We start from the raw sequence: 21,436 nt of genomic DNA, 5'->3' as shown, positions 1-21,436 counted from the left end.
ACACGACATGGCAGAGACAGAGAATTTCGACCTATCCCACGTGGGAGCCGTCGAGTTGTACACCCCGGCTTTTGACAAGAGCCTCTGGTTCTTCAGGGATTTGCTCGCGATGAGGGAAATCGCTCGTATCGGGAATTCCGCATATCTTCGGTGCTGGGATGAATACGAGAACTACACGATCAAACTCACCGCTGCTGAAACGAACGGCGTGGGACGGACGCTGTACCGTGCGTCCAGCGCCGAGGCCCTTGAACGACGGGTCGCCGCGATCGAGGCGACCGGGTTGGGACACGGATGGAGGGAACCGGAGGTTGGGGTTGGGCCCGCCTACGAATTCGAGGACCCGGACGGCCACCTCATGGCCATTTACTATGAGACGCAGCGCTACGAACCAGACGGCGAGGACACCCCGGCGCTGAAGAATCAGGCCGCCGCGTATCCCGGGCGAGGGGTCAATGCACGGCGCCTGGACCACATCAATTACCTCGCCGACGACGTCAATGCCGCCGGAGAGTTTTGGCGGGACGTGCTCAAGGCCCGGGAATCGGAACGGGTGAGGCTCGATAACGGCGGATACGGCGCGTGGTGGTTCAGGTTTCAACAGAAGTCGTACGACGTCGTTTACTCCGAAGACTGGAGCGGGGAGCGCGGCCGTTTTCATCACCTCGCGTTCGCCCCGGACACGCGCGAGGACATTCTCAAGGCCGCGGATATCTTTTTGGAAAACGGGGTGTATATCGAATACGGACCCTATAAACACGCGATCAATCAGACGTTCTTCTTGTACGTGTGGGAGCCCGGCGGAAATCGCATCGAACTGGCCAACGCCGGTGCCCGTTTGATTCTTGACCCGGACTGGCCGGTGATCGAATGGTCCGAAGCGGAACGGGGTAAAGGTCAAGCCTGGGGCATGAAGACCGTTCCCACCTTCCATACTCACGGGACCCCCTACGTGAAGGACCAGGAGCGCATCGACCGCGAGGCGATGCAAGGTATCAAGCGCGCGGCGGTGAGAGAGGTTTATACCGACTGATGTATCCGAGGAAGGCCGGAACCCATGCACCTCCGATGGAAGCGGGCAAGCGGTGCGGCCACAGGTTCGCGACCCCGCGACGTACAATATCCTGTACGTATGAAAGGTGTGGACTGATGAGAACCATGACGTACACGGAATCACGGGCTCGTTATGCCGAGACGTTGGATGCGGTGGTCGATGATCGCGAAGAAGTCATCATCTCGCGTGCGGGCCACGAGCCGGTGGTGATGGTGGCCCTCGACGACTACGAGTCGCTCAAGGAAACCGCTTACCTCCTCCGAAACCCAGCGAACGCCCGCCGGTTACTCTCCTCCATCGATCAATTGGAGCATGGCGGCGGTATCCAACGGGATGCCCTCGAATGAAACTGCTCTGGAGCGAGTGCGCTTGGGCGGATTATCTCTGGTGGCAAACCCAAGATCGCAGAATCCTGAAGAGAATCAACTCCCTCCTGAGGGATATCCAACGTAACGGCAACGAAGGCATCGGAAAACCCGAGCCGCTTAAGCACGGTTTCTCTGGTTACTGGTCCCGCCGGATCAGCGACGAACACCGGCTCATCTACAAGATCGGTGACGACGTCGTGAAGATCGCGGCCTGCCGCTACCACTATGAAGACTGATCTTGTGCTGACCTTTGGAAGAGTATTTGGTCAAGGTCCTCGGCGAGGGTAGGCAACCCCGTGAGCTGAGTGTCGCACTATTCCTCTCGATTTTCTTGCCTTACTGCTCCCGCGGGTAGAGGCTCGGATCATCCGTTTTCGATGACTGGTGATGAACACTGCCGGAGATAAAACCACGAGTCGGTTGGCTCTAGATGATGTGCGTGGGCACCAGGAGGAACCACGACAAGACCGGGGCCAAGGCCACCACAAAGACGGCGTAAATGACCAGGTTCCGCCAGATGGTCGCCTTGGCTTTGCCTTGCGTCGACGCGATGACCAGGGCCCCGTCCGTCGATAGGGGCGAGACGTCCACGATGGTCGCGGAGATCGCTATGGCACTGAGGACCGCCGTGGCGCTCAGGGAGGATTCCTGAATGAGGGGGATGGCCATGGGGATCAGTGCCGTGATCAAGGCGGTCGACGATGCGAAAGCTGAGCCGAAACCCACGATGAGGCACAGCAGCATGCCAACGACCAGGGGTGCGCCGAGGGCCAGGGCGGCGGTCGAAAGATTATCGATAACGCCCGATTCGACCATCAACGAAACGTAGACCATCATGCCGCTGACCAGCAGAATAGTGGACCAGGAGATCCCGGAAACGAATGAATCCGATTTCTGCATCATCGTGAAGGAAAGAATCACACCCACAACGATTCCGACGAACCCGATGGGAAGAGAAAAGACCACCGCGGCGATGATCATGACCACCATCAACGCCAGGGTCAGGATGATCCTCGGCGTCAGTCGATGTTCCCCGACGACTACTCCCATCTGGGTGGTGGGATCAAGGACGTGTCCTTCAGGCTTGGCGTGGAGCCTTCCGATGAGTTTCATGACGACGACGGTGAGTATCGAAACCATCAAGTTGATGGCGTAAGAGGCCAGGCATAAACCGATCGCGTCAACGGAAACACCATGCTTGGAGGCTATGTTCGTCACGATATTTCCCGAGACGGAGATGGGCGAGAACCCGCCGGCGTGGGCGCCGTTGATGACCAGGGCGCCTGTCACCACGGGGCTGAAGCCGGTCCGTGCGCTAAAGGACATGGCCGCCGGCGCCAATAGCGCTACCGCTGCCGGTGAGAATGTTCCCAGCGCGGTCAGAACCGAAGCGACCAGGAAAAATATCCAAGGCACTACCGCGGTTCGGCCGCCCACGCTCTTGATCATGGAGTGGACGAGATAGTCGATGGTTCCGTTTTTCTGCGCGAGGGAGAAGAAATACGTCACCCCCAGAATCGTCACCAAAATACTCGAAGGGAATTCCTTGAGGATCTCTTTCTCGTCCATCCCAAGGAAGAACTCACCAATGATGAAAGCTCCGGCGAGCCCGAGGAGCCCGATGTTGACGGGCCACTTGGTAGCGACGACGAACATTGCTATCAGGACGGCGATTAATACAATGTCGACCCCGGTCATGCTTGCGCCCCTTCCACGAAGGATGAGTTCTCATCCAGGAGGATCTTTGCATCAGCTAGATGCCGTGCACTGCGGAAAACACCGACGCTGGGCGATTGTTGCCCCGTACCTTCGCGGTAGACGGCCGTGATCACTCCGGACGGAGTCCCCAGCCGCAGAGAGAACTCCCCGGCTTCGGTTGATACGCGGGTACCATCCCACAGTTTCTGGGCCGTGGTTCCCTGAATTGCGGCACTGCGCGCCAGGGCCACCGCTGAGGTGATCCCTATGGCAGGATGCGGTGCGTACATGGACAGCATCGTGACCCGTACGTCGTATTCTGCGGCAGTCACCAATTGTCCCGAAATCGTTCGGTAGTCGGTGGGCTCCCCTAAGAGGCCAGTCTTCGGGACGGCCGGGCTTGGAGCGGTACCCGGAGGTGTCAGTGCCATGCGGTGCGATGCTTGTTCCCGCACATCGACGAGCTGATCAACAAGTTCAGCGGGGAACACGGAGCTATCGAAGGCAACTCGTGCTAGCGCACCCGTCGCCGAGACGAAACAGCTCGGTGCACCCGCGTCGATGCATGTTGCCTCGTGTGCGTCGCCGTTCAGCTCAAACGGTTCAACGCTCTTCCCGGTAGGAAGCACGTTGCCGGTCGAGGTTCCGTCGACGTCTTCAAAGAGGACGTCGACCCCAACTCCGGGCAGGGAGACGCCTGGGATCAGGGCATCTCCGGAGGTGGGGACTTGTCCCTGTGGCGTGGCGACCACGGCCCGAATGACCGTGCCGGTGTTGTGGCTATAGAGCCGAACCGCCGTCATGTCCCCGTCGGGGGTGACCATGCCCTGTTGGAGGGCAAAGAGGGCGACGGCCGAGGCGCAGTTGCCGCAATTGGACGCGAACTCCACCTGCCCATCGCCTATTCCCACTTGGGCGAACAGGTAGTTGACGTCAATACCCGGCGTTCCTGACGTCTCGACAACCGCGGCTTTCGACGTCGTCGAGGTGCCTCCACCGATGCCTTCAAGCTGGCGTTCGTCCGAGGCGCCGAAGGCCTCGGCGAGAACACTGCCGATCTGCTCGCGTGTCCCCGGGAGCTGGTCTGCTGTAAAGAGCCAGCATTTCGAGGTTCCACCTCGATACCAGTGACCTATCAGTGGTGACATGATCCGATGTCCTTCCGTTGTAATGCGACTCGGATCACTCTCTCCCGCGGTCGTGGTTCAGCACAATTTATAATTCAGCAAGGTTGCTTAAGCTATGCTTCAATGATGGAAAAATATCTGAACGTCGACCGTCTCCTGACCCTGAGAGCCATCGAGCGGCTCGGGTCGGTCACGGCCGCGGCCGCCGACTTGGTCGTCACCGTTTCGGCTGTCTCGCAACAGGTGGCGAAACTCGAGCGTGAAGTGGGGCTGGCGCTGGTGGAGAGGCACTCTCGAGGCATACGCCTGACCGAGGCCGGGAGGGCCCTTGCCCACCATGCCGAATCGATAGAAAAACAGCTTTCCGCGGCCCGGGCAGATATGGACCAGTTCAGAAACCTTAATAAGGGAAAAATTACGATAGCCACCTTTCCCACCTTCACGGCGTCTGTCATGCCGAAGGTGGTGAGGATGTTTCACCACAAATACCCTCGCATTGACGTGCGGATCATCAGTTCGAGACTCGACGGGGTCGTGGACGCGTTAGAGCGTCACGAGGCGGATATGGGAATATTGTGGGACTATTCTTGGAGCCCCTTTGAGTCGGGTGCCCTAGAGGTGTCCACGCTCCTGGAGGAAGAGAGCATGCTGGTCCTTCCTGATAGTGAAAGATTTGCCCAGCGAGACTCGATGACGATTGAGGAACTCGCCGAAGAAAACTGGATTACCAGAAACGCCCATCCGGTGCGTGAAGCCCTCATAAAAATTTGCCGTCAAAAGGGCTTTGACCCCAATATCGTGCTCACGACCAGCGATTACCAAGAGCTTCAAGGCATGGTTGCGGCGGGGGTTGGCATCGCACTGGCTCCCCGCCTTGCTACTTTGCATCCCATGCCTGGCGTGAAAATTATTCCCCTGCTGGGCAATCCCTCGCCGAGAAGAATCTTATTAGGTTGGAACGCTGCTTCAGTTTCGAATCCCACGATCAGGGGTGCAAGGAAGATATTCTTTGAGGCCGTCAAAGAATATACGTCGCTGGATAATCTCAGCGCTTAGCTAGCGTAAACTACGTCATCCCGTTGAGCCATCTGCGGGTGTAGTCACCCAGTAGAATTTGTGCTTGTCATCTATCCAGGGCGCAACGGGGAAGGGTTTATTGTCTCCCCGAAACGGCGTGTTTTCGAATCACGCTGATGAGCGTTTGTTTCCCGGGCGTTATCGGCCTCGTCGACGAATCACTCTGAGAAATCGCCTTTCCCCTCAAAAGCCCAGCGAACGCTTGTCGGTTGCTGTCTTTCATCGATGGACGGGGAGCATGGTGACGGTATCCGGCGGACGGCCGTCGAATGGGCCTGCCCTAGGGCCAGCTGGGTTGGGCAGTAGGCCAAGCCTCTAAGATGCTTTGGCGCTGCCCCGCCCCGGCTAGTTCAGCAGCATCGTCGAAGTGTCGATGGATTCGTCCTCGTCTTGGCCCTTCTCCAGCTGAACGGCTTCGCGTCGCGTCGCGACGACGGGCACCGAGCCGATGAGCGGCCGTCCCGCGGATTCTCGGAGAAACAGCGTCGCAACGATCGCCAGGACCGAGAAGAACATCACGTAGAACGCCGGGACGTAGCTGTTGCCCGTGATATCCACGAGAAGCTGACTGATCAGCGGCACGGTCCCGCCGATGATCGATACGGCGAAATTCTGGGTCAAGCCCACGCCCGCATAGCGGGACGCCGTGGGGAACAGTTCCGATTGCACGGCGGCGTTGATGGACAGGTACATCGTCCCCGGGATCATGATCAGGATCAGGCCCGCGTACAGCCCCCACAGAGATCCGGTATGGAAGAGCACGAATGCCGGAATCAGGAGTATGAGGTTGGAAATCGCGGCGCAGAAGTACATGGGGCGGCGCCCGATCCTGTCCGAGATCTTGGCGGAGATCGGCAACAAGACCGCCTGCATCAAGAGAATCACCACGGTGGCCGTGGCCGTATGGACCGTGGCCATTCCGATCTGCGTCTCGAGATACGTCGGCATGTAGCTTGTCAGTGTGTACGAGCACGCGCCGTCGGCCCCGATGATCGCGATCCCGATGACGATCTGCGGCCAGTAGTAGCGAATCACGTTGCGCAGGTTGTGGCGGACGAAGATCCGGCTGGTGCCCGGCTTTTCCTTAACCTCACGGGCTTTTTCGAAGCTCGGCGATTCGGTGATGCCGTTGCGTACCAGCAGCGATGCGATGCCCAGGACAAGGGCGAACAGGAAGGGAATGCGCCATGCCCCGTCGACCATCGCGTTCTCGCCCCACAGGTTGGTGGAGATCGCGGTCGTGGCGGCCACGACGCCGGCACCCGCGGCAAAGCCCAGTTGCGAACCGCTGTTCAGTAATGAGGTCCACACGCCACGACTGCGGTCCGGCGCGTATTCCGACACATAGGTGGCGGCGCCAGCGTACTCGCCGCCCGTCGAGAACCCCTGGACCATGCGTAGAACGTACAGCAGCACAACTGCCCAGATACCGATGGAATTGGCTCCGGGCAGGCAACCGATCAAGACGGTGGCCGTGGCCATCATCATGATGGTGAACAGCATGACGGATCGGCGGCCGATCCTGTCTCCCAGAGGGCCGAGGATCATCCCGCCCAGCGGCCGCACCAAGAAGGAGACCGCGAAGCCGAACAGCGTCACCAGCAAACCCACGGTCTCGCCCATGCCGGCGGTGAAGACCTGTGCCATGGTGGTGGCCAGGTAGCCGTAGACCCCGACGTCGTACCACTCCATGAAGTTACCGACACCGGCCCCGATTTGGGACCGAACCAACCGAGGCTTGTCGACGACGACGCAGTCATCGGCCCGGAGGCGACGCGGGGAGTCGGGTAACTCATCCTTGAGGTTGGTATTGACGTTGGACTTCACGATCTTCCTCCTGCGGCCACCAGTCTGCGCGGAGCTCACTCCTGTAGCAGCCGAATATTCGATTGTGGATGAGGCATCGCGGGGCGTGAGCTGGCGCACCCGCTCTGGTCACCTCATCTACGTTAGCCAGAAGATCGAGGATGTCCAGGTCAGCCGCGTTTCACGACTGCCCGTCGATGAGCCCGGAAGCCCGGGATTCAGGGAAGTCCCGGGGGCTGTCATTGCCTGGCGATGCACGGCCTCGCATGAATAGGACGGGACATTCCCGTACTCTAGGTCAGCTCTGGCCCGAGACCCGCCAACGGTGTCCGGCCGTTCCCCGACCAGCTCTCCGACGCACCCGCAGGCCTACTGAACACCGACGGTGCGAGACCCGGAGGCGATCACGGCGTCGTCCTCGCTGGTGGGCACGTCAACTACACCCAAAACTCCAGCCAGCTCTCCCCGTCGGTGCAACTGCACTGGCTTAAACGATGCGACCAGATCCGGTTCTATACGGCCGACGGGGCCACACGCACGTACATGGTCACCGATATCTACACCGTGCCCTTCCAAGACCTCCCCAACGAAGACATCTGGCGGACCGAAAGTCCCGCCGACCTCGTGCTTGTCGCCTGCGCCGGATGATCCATAGGAGAATCCGGGGAAAGGATCTTTGGGTTCGCCTACACCCATAACCTCGTCATTAAAGCCGCACCTATGAGCGAAGTACCATCCAATCGTCATTGATTCAGGAGGTAATCACCCCTGAGCTAGTTTGTTGACGGTTACGACAGAGAGGGCGGCTCGGAAACACAGGTCTGACCAATTAAAAAATGAATTACCGTAGGGGCTATAACTCATAGCTCCCAACACATGCAATGCGGACCCCTGTCTCTGATGCGACAGTGCCTGCCTGATGGCGTCGAAGTGGTAACTCATAGCATATGAGAAGGCTCATTTGGTTAAGTTATTATAACGATTTTTGTTGTCGACATGACCGATTCGATTCGATATGGTGTCTCGTGTCACTGAAGTGAACCAGTTAGGGAGAGGGAAATGTTCAACAAATTCATTAAAATTGTTTCTACTGTAGGAGCTGTCGGCATTGCAGCCTCAATGCCGTTGCTGGCAGGACCTGCCGCTAACGCCGCTCAAGATGGTCCAGAGGCCAATGGAATTTCCCAGGAAACCATTTCAAAGCACTTTGAGAATGCGCGTGTAGTAACACCGTCTGAGGCCAAGGCCAACACTTACGTATTCGACCCAAGCTCTGTCGAAGACGTCAACACTCAAGAAGGGGTTTCATCACCAGATGTGATTGGTACCTGTCGTAGTAATACAGGCGACGGTGGGTGCGACATCTCGGTGTCGCAAGAAATTTCAGCAACCATCAGCGGTGAAGCCGGCGCAGATTTTGGCGAAATCAATGCAGCCATTGGCGGTAGCTATAGCGAGTCCGTTAACCAGACCTGGACTTGTCATGGGAACCCCACTGGAGGCACCCAGCTCGTGATGCACCCCTCGGGTGTATTCGTCCAGTACACGTACGTAACTCGTGTTGCTGGGGTGGAGACGGGCAGGCAGCCAGGGTCAGCCTTTATTCCTACGGGAGTAGCTTGTCAGGTGGAGAACGTCTAAGGTTTGGCTCCAATGAGCTGTATCTTCCAGGCACCGTCTTGCTTGTCTGAAGAGATCTTAAGCTTGACTCCTCCGGCCAAGGCTACCTTCTGAATCCCATCGATTTTATTCTTTGATCCGTCACAGTCTATTTTGTGATTGGTGGAGTTATCGATTTTTAAATTCAGGGAGCCGCCGCCGTCGCAAGCGATGCCCACAGAAAACGGTCCCTTGCCGGAGGCATCAGATGCAATCGCTGTTGCATCTGGTGCCTCCGTGGGGAAGTTCCCTGTAAAACTCATGGAATAATTTTCAGTTTTCTGATCGGAGAACAATTGATTCGAAGGGGATGGCGGAGTGCTGGGTGAGTTTTCGGAGCACCCAGATGCACACATCGCAAAAGTCGCCGCGACGAGTAAGACCTTACAGCTTTTCCAGTTCATGTTATTTCACCAATCCTGGCCGTAGTTAGACCTTCTCAACATATCATCGTCCAGACGATTTGTAGTAATGAAGGACACCAAATTTGTTGTTCAAGAGGCCAATACATGTGCCAAGGTGACGGAGCTGACCGGGAAGGGCCCGCGATTTCTTGGTTAGTTCCATGTCATCGTTATTCCCTAACCATAGAAGCCGTATGCCATGGGAGGACGGCTACAGTGCGGATCAGCTAGTCCTCATCAACCCCCACATACGTCTGCGTCGTCGATACGTCTGCATGCCCCAAGAGCTCCTGCACTGCCCGTAGATCCCGGGTCGCCGCGTAAGTCGCCGTCACGTACCGAAGCCGCAGCTGATGCCCCGCATCATCAGGCCCCAGCCGTAGCGAGATCCGTTTCCCCACGAAGTCGGCGCTCCGGTGCCTTTCAAGCCGGCCCGGGAGATACCATCCGGTGACCTTCAAATCTAGATACGGCACCAGAATAGGGTGAACCGGCACCAATCGAGTGGCCCCGCCATTACCAGTGATCGTCAGCCAATCCCCGTCCCGGCGATCAGTGTGTAGCGCGGCGATCTCGCGACGACGCAACTGATCATGGCCAACGACGCAGAAAACCCCGCCCCAGCCGAAGCCGGAACGGGGTCTTCCCATACGGTGCGCCCTGTGGGGCTCGAACCCACGACCCACGGATTAAAAGTCCGATGCTCTACCAACTGAGCTAAAGGCGCCTTCTTGAACCGTGCGCTGTCAACTCGCGCGTGGCCCAAGCTCGTCCAGCTTACAACATCCCGCGGGATCGGCAGAAACTCATCGACGGCTCCGTGACGGGACTCATGGTGCCCGAGGCCGCCGAGCGGGATCGCCGGAGTTTCCGTGTGGCGAACCCGTGATGGTGCCCACGGATCGACGCATCGGCGGGGTCCTAGACTAGGCGCATGTCCGGATCGAATCAGCCAGCACGGCACCACAGCCCCGTGAAGTTCTCACCGGGGATGTTTGAGCAGTTCGACGGGGGTGTCGACCCCGAGGTCGTCTCCCAGGCCGCGCATTCCTCCGCGTGGGCGCTGCTTTCACAGGGGCGCGCCAATAGCGACCCCGGCGTGACCGCGCGTCTCGTCGACTTCACTGACCACTACGGTCTGGACGCGATCGCCGAGATGTGGGCCGAAGCCCCGGGCGTCTCCTTGCCCGGCGCGCTCTGGCGCATCTACGCGCTGCGGGACACGGTCCGGCGCAACCCCGAGACCATCAGCCGGTATTACCACCTCGGTCAGGACAACGCGCAGGTCTCCCGAGTGGTGGCCGGCGTCGCCGACCCGCCCGGCGCGGACGAACTCTGCCGAACCATCGACCTGATCTTGACCGGCGCTTACACGGGCGAGTTCGATGTCGCCCTGGAGCGTTTCGGGGCATTCTGCCGGGTCGTCGCGCTCGGCCAGGCCGTGGCCGCCGACCACGCCGACGTCGTCGTGCAGGCGGTCGGAGAGGAAGGCCGACGCCGCGCCGGCGAGTTCGAGTCGACGCCCGGATCCACGACGGTGGGCAACCGCCTCACCCGGGCCGCCCGAAAACTCATCACCACCGCCGAGGAACTCGAATCCGCGGCATCGGCCTGGCGCCACGGCCAACTGGATTAGGACCGCGGCGGGACCACTCGATTACAACAGCCCCGAGGTCAGCCGACAGACGTTCTCCACGGCCTTCGTGTGGAGCGGACGCTGGCACCACTCGTCGTACTCAACCTCGAAGCATTCGTCGAGGTACGCGTCGGCCACCTCTTCGAGCTCCGCGGCGACCGACTTGTCCAGGAAGAGCAGTGACACCTCAAGATTGAGGGCGAAGGACCGCTGATCCATGTTGGACGAGCCGATGAAGGCGACGTCGTCGTCGATCAGCATGAATTTGGAATGCAGCACGGTCGGCGCGGGGTACAGGTGAATCGAGATCCCGGAGAGCAACAGGTTCTCGTAATAGGAACGTTGGCCGTAATGCGCGATGAACTGGTCGCCCTTTTCGCAGACGATCAGGTGGATCTCGATTCCCGATTGGGCCGCGGTCGTCAGCGCCATCTTCAGCGAGTCGTCCGGGATGAAGTAGGGGCTACAGATCACGATGCGCCGCTCGGCGTTGTAGATCAGGTGGTTGATCAATCGCAGATTGTTCTCGGTCTCGAACCCCGGACCGGAGGGAACCACCTGGGCCATCACTCCGGAGTCCACCGCGGGTAGCTCCTGGTCGATCTCGTCCAGGAGCAGGTCGCCGGTCTCGGAGTACCAATCGGAGATGAACAGCGCGTTCAGCTCGTCGACCAGGGGACCTTCCACGCGAAGCATGAGGTCCTTCCACGCCAGCTTCTTCCGCAGGTTTGCGCGCTTGTTATACGAGCGGTCGATGACGTTCTGGGACCCGGAGAAGCCGAGCTCGCCGTCGATCACCAGAATCTTGCGGTGATTTCGCAGGTCGGGCCGCTGGTATTCGCCCCGCCAGGGCCGGATCGGCAGGGACCTGCGCCAGGAGACCCCCGAGGAATTCAGGAGCTTCACGAGCTCGCGGTACCCGGGGTATCCGGCCGAGCCGAGCTGGTCGACCATGATGTGCACCTTGACGCCGCGGCGGTGCGCCCGGAAGAGCGCGTCCAGAAGGGGAGCGCTCGATGCGTCGTAGGCCACGATGTAGAACTCGAAATGCACGTATTCCTTGGCCTGGTCCACGGCCTCGGCCATGACGCGCATGGCCTCGTGATTGTCGTGCAGGAATTTCAGCTGGTTACCGCCCGCCATGGGCAGGGCACCGAGCTTGTAGTTGAGCTTGGCGGCCGCGAGGTCCATCTCGCGGAGGTGCTTACATTCACCCAGAATCGGCTGATCGCCGAGCTGCTCTCGGATCAGGTCGTTCATGTGCGTCTGGCGTTCACGACGACCGCGCGGCAGGTACGTCGAACCAATGACCAAAAAGGCCACGAGCCCCACGTAAGGGATCAGGAAGATCGCCATGAGCCACCCCAACGCCACGGAAGGTTTCCGGTTATACGGAATCCAACACAGGGCGACGATGCGTATGAGCATGTCGATCACCACGAGCGTGGTGTCGACCCACGGAGGGACGCCGGGGATGTTCAGGAGCGAATAATTCACGGCCCAAGTCTACGGGAGCCCCGGGGATCGTCGAGCCTGTCCCAGGGAATGAGCGATTCGTCGGAATCGGGACCGGACGTGTGGAAACGCCCATCTGGTCGGGCCCGCGGCGGCTCTTCTCCCCGTCGCACGCGGGCTCGTGTGCGGGAGGCAGATACGACGACCACGGCGATCAGCACGACGGTGCACAAGAGGAGGATCCAGAGATTGATCCACACGTTGCTGACCTCGATATTGGCAAACGGTGGCACCTGGCCCGGCCGCTGCGGCACGACTGCCGCGACGTTGCCCGGGAAGGCGTTGATATACACGTTGGACGCCGAGGCACGACCAAAGTCCAGGCCGGAATGGAATTCCGCGCCATCGGTTCCCGGCAAAGGCACAAACGTGGCGTAACGCTGGATGCGGTCGACGACGGCGTAGGCGACCCAGGAGTAAAGGCCGTACAGCCACCAGCTTCCGACCCGTGAAAAAGCGACCGCGATGAGCGAAAACAGCGCGCAGAACGCGGCGACGCCCGCAGCCGCCTCGGCAGCGTAGAACAGCGCGACCTTCCACAACGGCGACATGCCGGGATTCGTGCCTCGATCGACCGCCGCGATCACCACCAGGCCCGCCTGAATGAGCGCGCAGAACACCACGGCGAGGCCGGCCGGAGCGATGGCCCGCAGGACCCTCTGGGCGATTCCGGGACCGGGGGTTTCGGACAGGCTGGGGCGGACGGCGGCGAGGATCAGGAAGCCGGTATAGATCAGCAGAACCAGCCACGTGACAAACGTGATGGTCGGTGCCACCTCGTGCAACCCTGCCGAGGACACCGATTGCGCGCCCGAGAACCGGCCGAGGATTCCGATGGTCCAGATCACCAACAGGCCGGCCCAATACAACGGGGAGTGGCCCAAGATCGAACGCCACGGGCCCGGTGCCTCGGCGCTGAGGGCCCGGAGGTACGGCTGACCGGTACTGTCCATGGAGCTCCTTAGCGCGAAGATGGGTGGGCGGCGCGTGACAGCTCAGGCGGTGCACGCTTGACCGATTTTACCGACATATCTCCTGGTCAGGAGGAGAAGGGAAGCGGTTGCTCCGGGGTGTCGCGGCCGAGCGTGATCTCGGCGGGAGCCGTCGGGGTGTATTTCGAGGCCCGCGATGCCAGACCGTAGGCGGTCGTCTGGTCCGGGGTCCACCGAAGAGAGCACGAGGTCGCCTCGGCCAAGGACCGCTGGACGGCCGTCGGGGGCAGGATGTACGGCGCGTCGTAGCGCTGCACCGCGTCGTCCTCCGCCTGAACCGCCGTGGCGGAGGCCACGAGGTCGTCGGGCTGGGCGAAGAGCACACCGCGGGTCGCGTGGAGCAAACCCGCGTAGGCGACGCCGCCGCGAAGCCGGTCGGCGTCGGAGTAGATTACCCACCCCAATCGCGACTCACCGAGGCTCCGGCAGATCCCGGGAAGCAGCTCCGCCTCGATCATGACCTGCGGGAACACCATTCCGAGGATCTGCCAGGCTCCCCGGACGGCCTGCGGGTCCTTGCCGGGATGCCCGCACAGCAGGTCTCGGGCCGCGAGCAGCCCCTCACGAAACTCGCGGGGAAGGCCATTGATTGCCACGGAATGCATGGTCAGCGCATGACGGTAGGCGAGGTACCGGGCATCCTGGAGCTCGTCGTCCAGCCACGGTGCCAGGGCGCGGTCGTGCCAGTCGCCGGCCAGCCAGTCCTGATCCATCGCGTGGTCAGGGTGGGGATAGGCCGCGAGTTCTTCGCGCAACGACGCAACCGTCGCCTTATTCTCCTCGAGGTCGTCGCGCAGGGACTCGTGGGCCTCGCGCATCTGCCGAAGGTCGCGGTGCACGCGATCGACGGCGGCCTGCGCGCCCTGCTCCTCCGCCTGCGCCTCGGACTGTTCCCGGCGCAGGTGAGTGAGCCGCTGCCGCCACGGCATCCGGGCCCGGCCAAACGTCGCGAACCTCCAGAGCATCGGGGGCTCCTCGCGCAGGTGGGCGGCGATCCGGTCGTTCCACACCTTGGAACGACGCCGCGCCCGGTCGTTGGCCCGGGATAGCTCCTCGAGCTCGGCCTCCATGTCCGAGATCTCGGTCATCGATTCAGCCAAGGCCTCCGCGAGGTCCGAGATGACGCCTTCGGTCCGCAACAGCATGGGTACGGCCTCGTGATAGCGCTGCCGTTCGGCGACGAGAGTCCGGACGGCAGCGATGCTGTCCTGCATCGATTCCGCCGCCGCATCCCAGCGCTCATAGTCCTGCGGCGTCATGGTGGACCGGGCGTGCCCCAACCGGTTGAGCACGGCGTCGATCGCCGCGACGGCGTCCAACGGCTGGCCGGCCGGCATTCCCCGAAAGGGCTCGAATTCCTCCATGCCGGGAAGCAACTGGACGAATGCGGGGGTTCCGCTGGGCCCCACGCCACCCGAGCGCAACGGCGCGGACCGAATGACCTCGTGGTCCTCGAGGTCGGGGTGGGGCAGGTGAATCTCTCGGGTCGGAGACCATTCTGTGGCTTCGGGATCGAAGATTTCCGCGGGATCCGGGATCGAGGCCAACGCTTCGGCGCGGCGGGTGACCAGGCCCGCCAGCATGTCGTCGACCCACCGAGGCTCGGGAACGCCCGCGGAGGTCTCCTCCGGGCAACACCAGAGCCCCTCGGTTCCCGCCAGGTCGTTGATCGCGGCGTTGACCGCAAACTGGGTGGCCACGGTCGAGCGCTCGCGTCGAGAAATCCCCTCGGGAAGCATCTGCGGGGCCAGCGCGTAGTACAGCGCTTCCCTCGATTCGCCGACGTCTTCGAAGGTCTCGGCCGCATCGATGCCGAGGAGACCGGCCGCCGCTTGGCGGTAGCGGGTGGTTTCGGTGGCCAGATCGAGGTCTTCCGCGGCCGGATGGTTCAGAAGGGAACCGTCGCCGGCCTGAACCGAACGCGGCGCCAGGCGGCTCACGATGCGCGTCGGCACGCCCTGCGCTCCGGAGGCCAGCAGGTCGGCCAGGCCAAAGACCTCCCGGGTGTGTGCCACGGCCGCCGCGAGGTCGTCGTGGTCCAGGGGGTGGTCTTGCTCGACGTCTCCCGGCAACCGCGGATACTTCACCCCGCGGATGTCGACGCGGCGGGCCCGCCACAGATCCAACAGCCCCTGCCGCCACAGTTCGGTCGCTGCCCTGTACGAGCCGGGGACAGAGTCCGGGCGAGCGATAGAGGAGACCGCCCAGGCGGCGCGAGACAGCTCCAGGCTGTCGGGGATGACGCGGCCGTCCTCGGCGACGCGCACGGCAAAGAGGGCGGTGAGCAATCCCGGGGCGGCGTCCCGCGGGGCCAGGTCCGCGTGCGCGATCAGGCGACCGTAGGGGACCACCCCGGCATAGACGACGTGGCGCCACGAGCGCGTGCGGTCGTAGCTGACGTGGCCCGAGGAGGGCTCCCACGGCAGGGCATGCCCGGGCAGGTAGTCCTTGACCGTAAGGCGACGCTCCGCCGGCCGCGGGCGCGGCAGGACCCGGGGGCTCAGCTGTGCCAGGGATCGCCACAGCTCGAGCGGGTCGTCATGCAGGCGGGTGCGGTCGGTCATACGTTCCAAGTTACAAGGATCCTCCGCCCGTCCCGGGGAGTAGGCTTACTATTAAGCAAGGTGTGGCCTGTCCGCCACCTGCCGGGAACCGCAATGTCGCGGCGTCCTCAGGGCCGGGCGCTGGTACGCAACGGCGACCGCCCCGAGGCCGGCAGAAATCACGATGGTCCGCGGATGCGTTCCTTCCCCCAGGGGGACGATCCCAGCGGTCGGCGCACACCGTGAACCCCGCCCGCGACCCCAAGGAGCCACCGTCACAGTGTCCAACGGCCATTTCCGCAATATCGTTTCTTTCGCCCCATCGAAGTCCGATCACATCCCGGCGATACGAATTGCGGCGAGCGTGGCCGTTCCCTTGGCAACCGTTTTGCTCCTCGGCCGGGCCGACCTGGCGATTTTTGTGTCCTTCGGCGCCTTCACCTCGATCTACGCCCGGCAGGAACCCTTCGCCGATCGTTTCCGGCACCAGTGCACCGCGGGCCTGATGTTGCTCATGGCGCTCCTGGTGGGCTTGGCACTCTCCCACCTGCAGGCCGGTCCCTGGCTCATGATCCCGGTGGTCGCGCTCGTCGGTGGAATCGGCGCGTCCCTGGCGATCGTCCTGACGCTGAGGCCGCCCGGGGGACTCTTCTTCATCTTCGCCTCCGGGGCGGTCGGCTCGATGCATTCTCCTCCACCGATCGCCCTGGCGATGATCGCCGGTTTGGGAGCGGTCATCTGGTCCGTGCTGGCCGGAATGCTCGGGTACTTCATGGGGGAGGGGCGACGCGGTCACGTCGTTCCGGTGCCCGCGCACCACGGCCAGTCCCGGGCCCAGATCCTCCGCCACGGCCTGCTGTTCTTCGGCGCCGCGACCATCGCCGGTGTCCTCGGGCAGCTGTCCGGGCTGAGCCATTCCTACTGGGCGATGGTCGCCGCGGTCGCCCCGATCGCCCAACCGAGCGTCACGGCCCGGTTGTATAAGTGCATTCAGCGCATCGTCGGCACCTTCGGGGGCGTCTTCGTGACGGCCTTCCTGCTCTCGTCGGACCTGCACCAGTGGCAGATGGCGGTCTGGGTCGTTATCCTCCAGTTCCTCGCCGAGGCGTTCGTGATGCGCAACTATGCCTTCGCGATGCTTTTCGTGACCCCGCTGGCGCTCATGATGGTGCAACTCGCGCAACCATCCGCCCCGGAACAGATCCTCACGGCCCGCCTCGCCGAAACGGCCATCGGCGCCGCCGTGGGCTTTGTGCTGGTGCTGATCTTCCGTAACCGTGCCGAACGCGACGCCGATACCCAAGCCATACCCCTCCTCCGCCGCAATCATCAGAGAAAGCAGGTCTCCTGATGCCTCGTGCCCCTCGATTCAACGCGTCGGGAATTAAGAGCGGGGCCAGCAAGGTCCTCAAGTTCTCGATCGTCCTCCCGATGTTCCTGACCATCATGTTCCCGCTGATCTACGGCTTCAGCATGCATTCCCCCGAACCGCACGGCATGAAGATCGGGATCGTCGGCTCGGACACCCAGACGCAGCAACTCGCGACCAAGCTCGACGCGAAGGCCGGCGAGGCGTACGACGTCCAGGCCGTCGGTTCCGTGGACGACGCCAAGCACGAGATCGAATCCCTCAACATCCGCGCGGCCTGGGACCCGAAGACCAATACGGAATACGTGGCCACGATGGGGTCCACGAGCGCCTCCCAGTTCGCCGAAGGCTACCTGGACAAGGTGGCCCCTCAGGTCCTCACGCAGACCGGGAAGTATCAAAACCCGGATCAGGTTCCCAAGCCCACGGTCGAGGACCTCGTGCCGCCCCCGGCCAACGACGGCATGGGGACCTCCCTGATGTTTATGGGGCTGCCGGTGCTCTTGGCCGGGTTCATGACGGCCGTCGGGCTGAGAAGCAACCTGGCCAAGCTCAGCGGCAAGGTGGCGATCTCCATCATGGGCGTCATGGCGCTGTTCTACGCGACGATCCCGACGTTCATCGCCTACGGAATCCACGGCGCCTTCACCGAGCACGCCTTGCCCGTATACCTCCTACTGGCCTTCATGTCCTTCACCGTGATGCTGTTCCACACCGGCGGCATGAGACTCATCGGGTTGTACATGGCGTTACCGACGATGTTCCTGCTGGTCCTTCTCGGAATTCCCGCCTCCGGTGCGGGGATGGCGATCGAGCTGGTGCCCTCGGTCTTCCAGGGCCTGCACCGGATCCTGCCCACCCCCGCCCTCATGGAGGCGCTGCGTCGGATCCTGTATTTCCCCGAGGCCCCGCTCAGCGCGTCACTCATCACGCTGCTGCTCTGGTTCTTCCTGGCCTTGATCCTTCTGGCGGCGTCGTTCCTCAAGCGCCCGGCGCCCCAGGACGCGGACGCGATGTCCTTCGAGACCGATCTCGACCCCTCTGCCCCGGCGGATGCGATGGGCCGTCACGTACGCCGTGGCTACTCCTCGCCGGGCTTCCGGCATTTCTTCGGTAGCCGAAGGTCGGTCAACGACGAGCAGATGCAGAATCGTCGCGGGCTCATTCACGCCTTCAAGCTGCCGATCATCGTCACGATCGCGTTGCCGTTGATGTATATCGGGGTCGTGCACGCGCCGTCCCCGAACCACATGAAGATCGACGTGGTAGCGGCCGATTCCTCCTCGACCCAGCTGGCGGAGGCCCTTGAGGGCCTCCCGGAGGACGCCTACGAGGTCAAGACCGTCAAGACCGCGGACGACGCCCGCCAAGACGTTCTGGAGAACAAGGCCCGCGCGGCGTACGTCCCGGCGTCGGCCGCGGAGGGGATTTCCGAGCGTGAGTCGCCCTCGTCCTCGGTGCTCTTCGTCGCGACCGGCAATGGCATGCAGGCCGAAACCGCGGCCCAGAAGCTCGTGAGCACCCTGACCCAGGGCGCCCCCATGGAAAAGGTCGACCTGGCGCCGACCACGCAGAACGACAAATTCGGCATGTCCCTGATGTACCTCGGCATGGGCGGGATCGTCGGTTCGAATCTGGCCGGCATGATGATCGGCCTGGTCGGACGCGCGTGGCACTGGGGACGACGCGTCATCTGGGTCATCGGTGTCGCCGCGGCCAATACGTTCTTGCAGTACCTGATCTCGGTGCACGTGGTGCATTTCTTGGATCCCGGGGCTCCCTGGACGGTCTGGGGAATCTTGTTCCTGACGTCGCTGACCATTCAGTTCTTCACACTGGGCGGGGCGCTGTTCCTGAGGGGATCGGTCATGACGATATCCCTGCCGCTGTTCGTGATGTGTGGGGTCCCCAGCTCGGGCCTGCTGTTACCGCTGGACATGGCGCCACAGGTGTTCACCGTGCTGAACCACCTGGTCCCGAGCTCGGCCGCCCTCGGCGCGATGCGGTTGCAGGTGTACCTGCCGGACGCGTCCGTCACGGGCGACCTGATCTTGGAGTTCGTCTGGCTGGTCATCGGCCTACTGCTGTACACGGCCGGACACCTGTGGGTTCGGAGCCGCCAGAAGAAGTACGCGGAGCAGGAGCAGGCCGAGGCCGAGCAGTACGAGGACGGCAAGGCCGGAGAGTTTGAGGGCAACGTCCTGACCGGCAACGACAGCCCGGAAACGCGTCAGATCCGCGTGATCGAGGCGAAGCGTCGCCGTCAAGGACACGACGGCCCACGGCATGAGGCCCAGGATCCCCGACGGGGTCAGGGCCTCAGCGAGAGGCCCTGACCCTCTGCTCGGACACGGTCGCCCGGGCCAGCTCCGACAGGGCGGATCGCCATCCGTCGACGACCGTCGCGTGGATTTCCCGTGGCAGCGGGCCCTGGCTGACGACCACCCGGGTGCCGTCGGCGCCGTCTACCTCGCGGGGGAGGAACTCGATGCGGTGCAGCACGGTCGCATCGCTGGCCTCGCCGTTCGGCCCCGGAAGCGATTCGCGATGCTCCAGGAGCTCGCCCTCGACGACGCTCACGAACGTCGAATACAAGGGCACGGCCTCGTTCGGTTGCGCGTGATTGACCATGGCCAGGCGAAAAATCCCGCCCGGCGTCGGGTCGATGGAAACCGTGTGAACAGGCACGATCCACCCCTCGGGGCCGTACCATCCGGCCAGGCGGAGGGGATCGGTGAACGCGGTGAAGACGTCTTGCGGCGGCGCGGGCACGTCGCCCGAGACGGACACGACCTGGTCCGCGGGGACCGTGGTCAGGATGCTCAATTCTTGGCCTTTCCGGCGTAGTAGCGTCCGAGGAATTCGTCCCGATACTGGAAGTACTCGCCCGAGGCGATCGTCTCGCGGGCGGTGTCGACCATCCGGACGATGAAACGCTCATTGTGGATCGAGGCGAGGGTTGCGGCGAGCCGTTCCTTCGCCTTGAACAAGTGGTGCAGATAAGCCTTGGTGTAGTGCGTGCACGTATAGCAGTCGCACCCATCGTAGATCGGGGTGAAGTCCGTTTTGAAGCGAGCGTTCGAGACGTTGAAGCGGCCGTCCGGGGAGTAGACCGCGGCGGTCCGGGCCACGCGGGTCGGGGACACGCAGTCGAAGGTGTCCGCGCCGTTTTCCAGGGCCACGAAGATGTCGTCGGGCTCGGAGATCCCCAGCAGGTGGCGAGGCTTATTCTCCGGGAGCTCTTCGTTGCACCAGCGCACGATGGTCCCGAGATTCTCCTTTTCCAGGGCCCCGCCCAGGCCGAAGCCGTCGAAATCCATGTCGCCGAGGTCCCGGCACGCCTTACGCCGCAGATCCTCGTACTGGGCGCCCTGGATTACCCCGAAGAGGGCCTGATACGGCTTGTCTGAGCGTTCCTCGGTCAACCGCTGATGCTCCGCGATGCATCGAAGGGCCCACAACCGCGTGCGCTCGAGCGCCTCTTCCTGATACCCGCGGGAGTTGTAGAGGGTCGTCAGCTCGTCGAAGGCGAACATGACGTCCGCGCCGATCCGGTGCTGCACGCCCATGGAGATTTCCGGGGAGAACCTGTGCAGGTCCCCGTTGAGGTGGGATTTGAAGGTCACGCCGTCGTCGTCGACGTGGGCCATGCGCTCCTTGCCGGCGGCGACGTCGTCGTCCCCCACGGGGCGACCGTCGGCACCGGTCGTGCCGGCCACCGTGCCCATATCGATGACCTTCTTGAACCCGGACCCCAGGGACATGACCTGGAAGCCTCCCGAGTCCGTGAAGGTGGGGCCGTTCCAGTTCATGAAGCGGCCGAGCCCGCCCGCGGCGTCGAGAACGTCCGGGCCGGGCTGAAGGTACAGGTGATAGGCGTTGGCCAGAAGCGCCTGGCTGCCCAGCTGCTTCATGGCCTCCGGGAGGACGGCCTTGACGGTCGCCTTGGTCCCGACGGGGATGAACGCGGGCGTCTGGATCTCGCCGTGCGGCGTGGACATCACGCCGGTGCGGCCGAGGAACTCCCCGCCGTTATTGCGGTCGCGCGCGGCACGCGAGGAGTCGCCTCCTGCCGTTTCGGTCAGGCGGGAACCGACCTTAAAGCCGAACTGGGGATTGGGAAAAGTAGTGTTGGGCACCCGACCCATACTAGTTGCTCCGACTCGGCGGGTCAGTGACCCGGGTCCG

The 21,436-nt window shown here is 62.5% G+C and carries 18 protein-coding genes and 1 tRNA gene; 8 read left to right on the top strand and 11 right to left on the bottom strand.

Features of this window, described 5'->3' with window-relative positions:
• Positions 1-7 precede the first annotated feature (7 nt).
• The 3 genes from CURSPS6_RS01385 to CURSPS6_RS01375 all read left to right on the top strand — a co-directional run bounded on the left by CURSPS6_RS01385 (position 8) and on the right by CURSPS6_RS01375 (position 1,658).
• A complete protein-coding gene (locus CURSPS6_RS01385) occupies positions 8-1,033 on the top strand; it encodes a VOC family protein (protein ID WP_051687499.1) in 1,026 nt (341 codons plus the stop codon).
• Positions 1,034-1,149: 116 nt separating this feature from the next.
• Positions 1,150-1,401 (top strand): type II toxin-antitoxin system Phd/YefM family antitoxin, encoded by a 252-nt coding sequence (locus tag CURSPS6_RS01380; RefSeq protein WP_030013546.1) that lies wholly within the window; start codon positions 1,150-1,152, stop codon positions 1,399-1,401.
• Positions 1,398-1,658, top strand: a complete 261-nt coding sequence (locus CURSPS6_RS01375) for a Txe/YoeB family addiction module toxin (RefSeq protein ID WP_030013545.1) — start codon at positions 1,398-1,400, stop codon at positions 1,656-1,658. Before CURSPS6_RS01380 ends, CURSPS6_RS01375 begins: the two co-directional genes overlap by 4 nt.
• 190 nt (positions 1,659-1,848) lie before the next feature.
• On the opposite strand, the gene CURSPS6_RS01370 is transcribed toward CURSPS6_RS01375, so the two are convergent.
• Together CURSPS6_RS01370 and CURSPS6_RS01365 are read right to left on the bottom strand one after the other, a co-directional pair.
• Positions 1,849-3,120, bottom strand: coding sequence for an SLC13 family permease (locus CURSPS6_RS01370; protein ID WP_030013541.1), 1,272 nt, complete (start codon positions 3,118-3,120; stop codon positions 1,849-1,851).
• Positions 3,117-4,268 (bottom strand): PrpF domain-containing protein, encoded by a 1,152-nt coding sequence (locus CURSPS6_RS01365; protein ID WP_035809992.1) that lies wholly within the window; start codon positions 4,266-4,268, stop codon positions 3,117-3,119. The genes CURSPS6_RS01370 and CURSPS6_RS01365 overlap by 4 nt, the downstream gene beginning before the upstream one ends.
• 102 nt (positions 4,269-4,370) lie before the next feature.
• Between CURSPS6_RS01365 and CURSPS6_RS01360 the strand changes: the two genes are divergently transcribed.
• The gene (locus tag CURSPS6_RS01360; protein ID WP_051687498.1) at positions 4,371-5,303 is read left to right on the top strand and encodes a LysR family transcriptional regulator; all 933 of its coding nucleotides are present in this window, start codon (positions 4,371-4,373) and stop codon (positions 5,301-5,303) included.
• Positions 5,304-5,669: 366 nt separating this feature from the next.
• On the opposite strand, the gene CURSPS6_RS01355 is transcribed toward CURSPS6_RS01360, so the two are convergent.
• Positions 5,670-7,151 carry an MFS transporter gene (locus CURSPS6_RS01355; RefSeq protein ID WP_235503649.1) on the bottom strand — a complete coding sequence of 494 codons (1,482 nt, stop codon included), beginning with the start codon at positions 7,149-7,151 and terminating at the stop codon, positions 5,670-5,672.
• Positions 7,152-8,189: 1,038 nt separating this feature from the next.
• On the opposite strand from CURSPS6_RS01355, the gene CURSPS6_RS12460 reads away from it, so the two are divergent.
• Positions 8,190-8,771 (top strand): hypothetical protein, encoded by a 582-nt coding sequence (locus CURSPS6_RS12460; protein ID WP_152978015.1) that lies wholly within the window; start codon positions 8,190-8,192, stop codon positions 8,769-8,771.
• Here CURSPS6_RS12460 and CURSPS6_RS12455 read toward each other — a convergent pair.
• From CURSPS6_RS12455 to CURSPS6_RS01345, 3 genes are all read right to left on the bottom strand, one after another.
• The gene (locus tag CURSPS6_RS12455) at positions 8,768-9,052 is read right to left on the bottom strand and encodes a hypothetical protein (protein ID WP_152978014.1); all 285 of its coding nucleotides are present in this window, start codon (positions 9,050-9,052) and stop codon (positions 8,768-8,770) included. The genes CURSPS6_RS12460 and CURSPS6_RS12455 overlap by 4 nt on opposite strands.
• 368 nt (positions 9,053-9,420) lie before the next feature.
• Positions 9,421-9,843: a tyrosine-type recombinase/integrase gene (locus CURSPS6_RS12925; RefSeq protein ID WP_051687497.1), complete on the bottom strand. Its 423-nt coding sequence runs from the start codon at positions 9,841-9,843 to the stop codon at positions 9,421-9,423.
• 4 nt (positions 9,844-9,847) lie between these two features.
• A tRNA-Lys gene (locus tag CURSPS6_RS01345) sits at positions 9,848-9,920 on the bottom strand.
• A gap of 207 nt (positions 9,921-10,127) precedes the next feature.
• On the opposite strand from CURSPS6_RS01345, the gene CURSPS6_RS01340 reads away from it, so the two are divergent.
• A complete protein-coding gene (locus CURSPS6_RS01340; RefSeq protein ID WP_030013533.1) occupies positions 10,128-10,829 on the top strand; it encodes a hypothetical protein in 702 nt (233 codons plus the stop codon).
• 21 nt (positions 10,830-10,850) lie between these two features.
• On the opposite strand, the gene cls is transcribed toward CURSPS6_RS01340, so the two are convergent.
• The 3 genes from cls to CURSPS6_RS01325 form a co-directional block, all read right to left on the bottom strand.
• Complete coding sequence (gene cls, locus CURSPS6_RS01335) at positions 10,851-12,326, bottom strand: cardiolipin synthase (RefSeq protein ID WP_030013532.1); 1,476 nt, start codon at positions 12,324-12,326, stop codon at positions 10,851-10,853.
• Positions 12,323-13,297 (bottom strand): hypothetical protein, encoded by a 975-nt coding sequence (locus CURSPS6_RS01330; protein ID WP_030013531.1) that lies wholly within the window; start codon positions 13,295-13,297, stop codon positions 12,323-12,325. Before CURSPS6_RS01330 ends, cls begins: the two co-directional genes overlap by 4 nt.
• Positions 13,298-13,383: 86 nt before the next feature.
• Complete coding sequence (locus tag CURSPS6_RS01325; RefSeq protein WP_030013530.1) at positions 13,384-15,900, bottom strand: hypothetical protein; 2,517 nt, start codon at positions 15,898-15,900, stop codon at positions 13,384-13,386.
• Between the two features lie 259 nt (positions 15,901-16,159).
• Here CURSPS6_RS01325 and CURSPS6_RS01320 point away from each other — a divergent pair, with 259 nt between their 5' ends.
• Together CURSPS6_RS01320 and CURSPS6_RS01315 are read left to right on the top strand one after the other, a co-directional pair.
• Positions 16,160-17,230 (top strand): FUSC family protein, encoded by a 1,071-nt coding sequence (locus CURSPS6_RS01320; RefSeq protein ID WP_051687496.1) that lies wholly within the window; start codon positions 16,160-16,162, stop codon positions 17,228-17,230.
• On the top strand, positions 17,230-19,584 hold the full coding sequence (locus tag CURSPS6_RS01315) for an ABC transporter permease (protein ID WP_030013527.1): 2,355 nt from the start codon (positions 17,230-17,232) through the stop codon (positions 19,582-19,584). The genes CURSPS6_RS01320 and CURSPS6_RS01315 overlap by 1 nt, the downstream gene beginning before the upstream one ends.
• Here CURSPS6_RS01315 and CURSPS6_RS01310 read toward each other — a convergent pair.
• Together CURSPS6_RS01310 and tgt are read right to left on the bottom strand one after the other, a co-directional pair.
• Positions 19,568-20,074 carry an SRPBCC family protein gene (locus CURSPS6_RS01310; RefSeq protein ID WP_051687495.1) on the bottom strand — a complete coding sequence of 169 codons (507 nt, stop codon included), beginning with the start codon at positions 20,072-20,074 and terminating at the stop codon, positions 19,568-19,570. The two genes, CURSPS6_RS01315 and CURSPS6_RS01310, sit on opposite strands and share 17 nt — an antisense overlap.
• Complete coding sequence (gene tgt, locus CURSPS6_RS01305; RefSeq protein WP_030013524.1) at positions 20,071-21,396, bottom strand: tRNA guanosine(34) transglycosylase Tgt; 1,326 nt, start codon at positions 21,394-21,396, stop codon at positions 20,071-20,073. The genes CURSPS6_RS01310 and tgt overlap by 4 nt, the downstream gene beginning before the upstream one ends.
• Positions 21,397-21,436 lie beyond the last annotated feature (40 nt).

It is taken from the genome of Curtobacterium sp. S6 (assembly GCF_000710345.2).
Classification (GTDB): domain Bacteria; phylum Actinomycetota; class Actinomycetes; order Actinomycetales; family Micrococcaceae; genus Rothia.
Note: the sequence above shows the minus strand (reverse complement) of the source record. Positions and strands in the feature narration are given on the sequence as shown.

Coding starts and splice junctions, on each gene's coding strand:
- CURSPS6_RS01385 (WP_051687499.1), top strand. CDS start 8: ATGGCAGAGACAGAGAATTTCGACCTATCCCACGTGGGAGCCGTCGAG.
- CURSPS6_RS01380 (WP_030013546.1), top strand. CDS start 1,150: ATGAGAACCATGACGTACACGGAATCACGGGCTCGTTATGCCGAGACG.
- CURSPS6_RS01375 (WP_030013545.1), top strand. CDS start 1,398: ATGAAACTGCTCTGGAGCGAGTGCGCTTGGGCGGATTATCTCTGGTGG.
- CURSPS6_RS01370 (WP_030013541.1), bottom strand. CDS start 3,120: ATGACCGGGGTCGACATTGTATTAATCGCCGTCCTGATAGCAATGTTC.
- CURSPS6_RS01365 (WP_035809992.1), bottom strand. CDS start 4,268: ATGTCACCACTGATAGGTCACTGGTATCGAGGTGGAACCTCGAAATGC.
- CURSPS6_RS01360 (WP_051687498.1), top strand. CDS start 4,371: ATGATGGAAAAATATCTGAACGTCGACCGTCTCCTGACCCTGAGAGCC.
- CURSPS6_RS12460 (WP_152978015.1), top strand. CDS start 8,190: ATGTTCAACAAATTCATTAAAATTGTTTCTACTGTAGGAGCTGTCGGC.
- CURSPS6_RS12455 (WP_152978014.1), bottom strand. CDS start 9,052: ATGAGTTTTACAGGGAACTTCCCCACGGAGGCACCAGATGCAACAGCG.
- CURSPS6_RS12925 (WP_051687497.1), bottom strand. CDS start 9,843: ATGGGAAGACCCCGTTCCGGCTTCGGCTGGGGCGGGGTTTTCTGCGTC.
- CURSPS6_RS01340 (WP_030013533.1), top strand. CDS start 10,128: ATGTCCGGATCGAATCAGCCAGCACGGCACCACAGCCCCGTGAAGTTC.
- CURSPS6_RS01330 (WP_030013531.1), bottom strand. CDS start 13,297: ATGGACAGTACCGGTCAGCCGTACCTCCGGGCCCTCAGCGCCGAGGCA.
- CURSPS6_RS01325 (WP_030013530.1), bottom strand. CDS start 15,900: ATGACCGACCGCACCCGCCTGCATGACGACCCGCTCGAGCTGTGGCGA.
- CURSPS6_RS01315 (WP_030013527.1), top strand. CDS start 17,230: ATGCCTCGTGCCCCTCGATTCAACGCGTCGGGAATTAAGAGCGGGGCC.
- tgt (WP_030013524.1), bottom strand. CDS start 21,396: ATGGGTCGGGTGCCCAACACTACTTTTCCCAATCCCCAGTTCGGCTTT.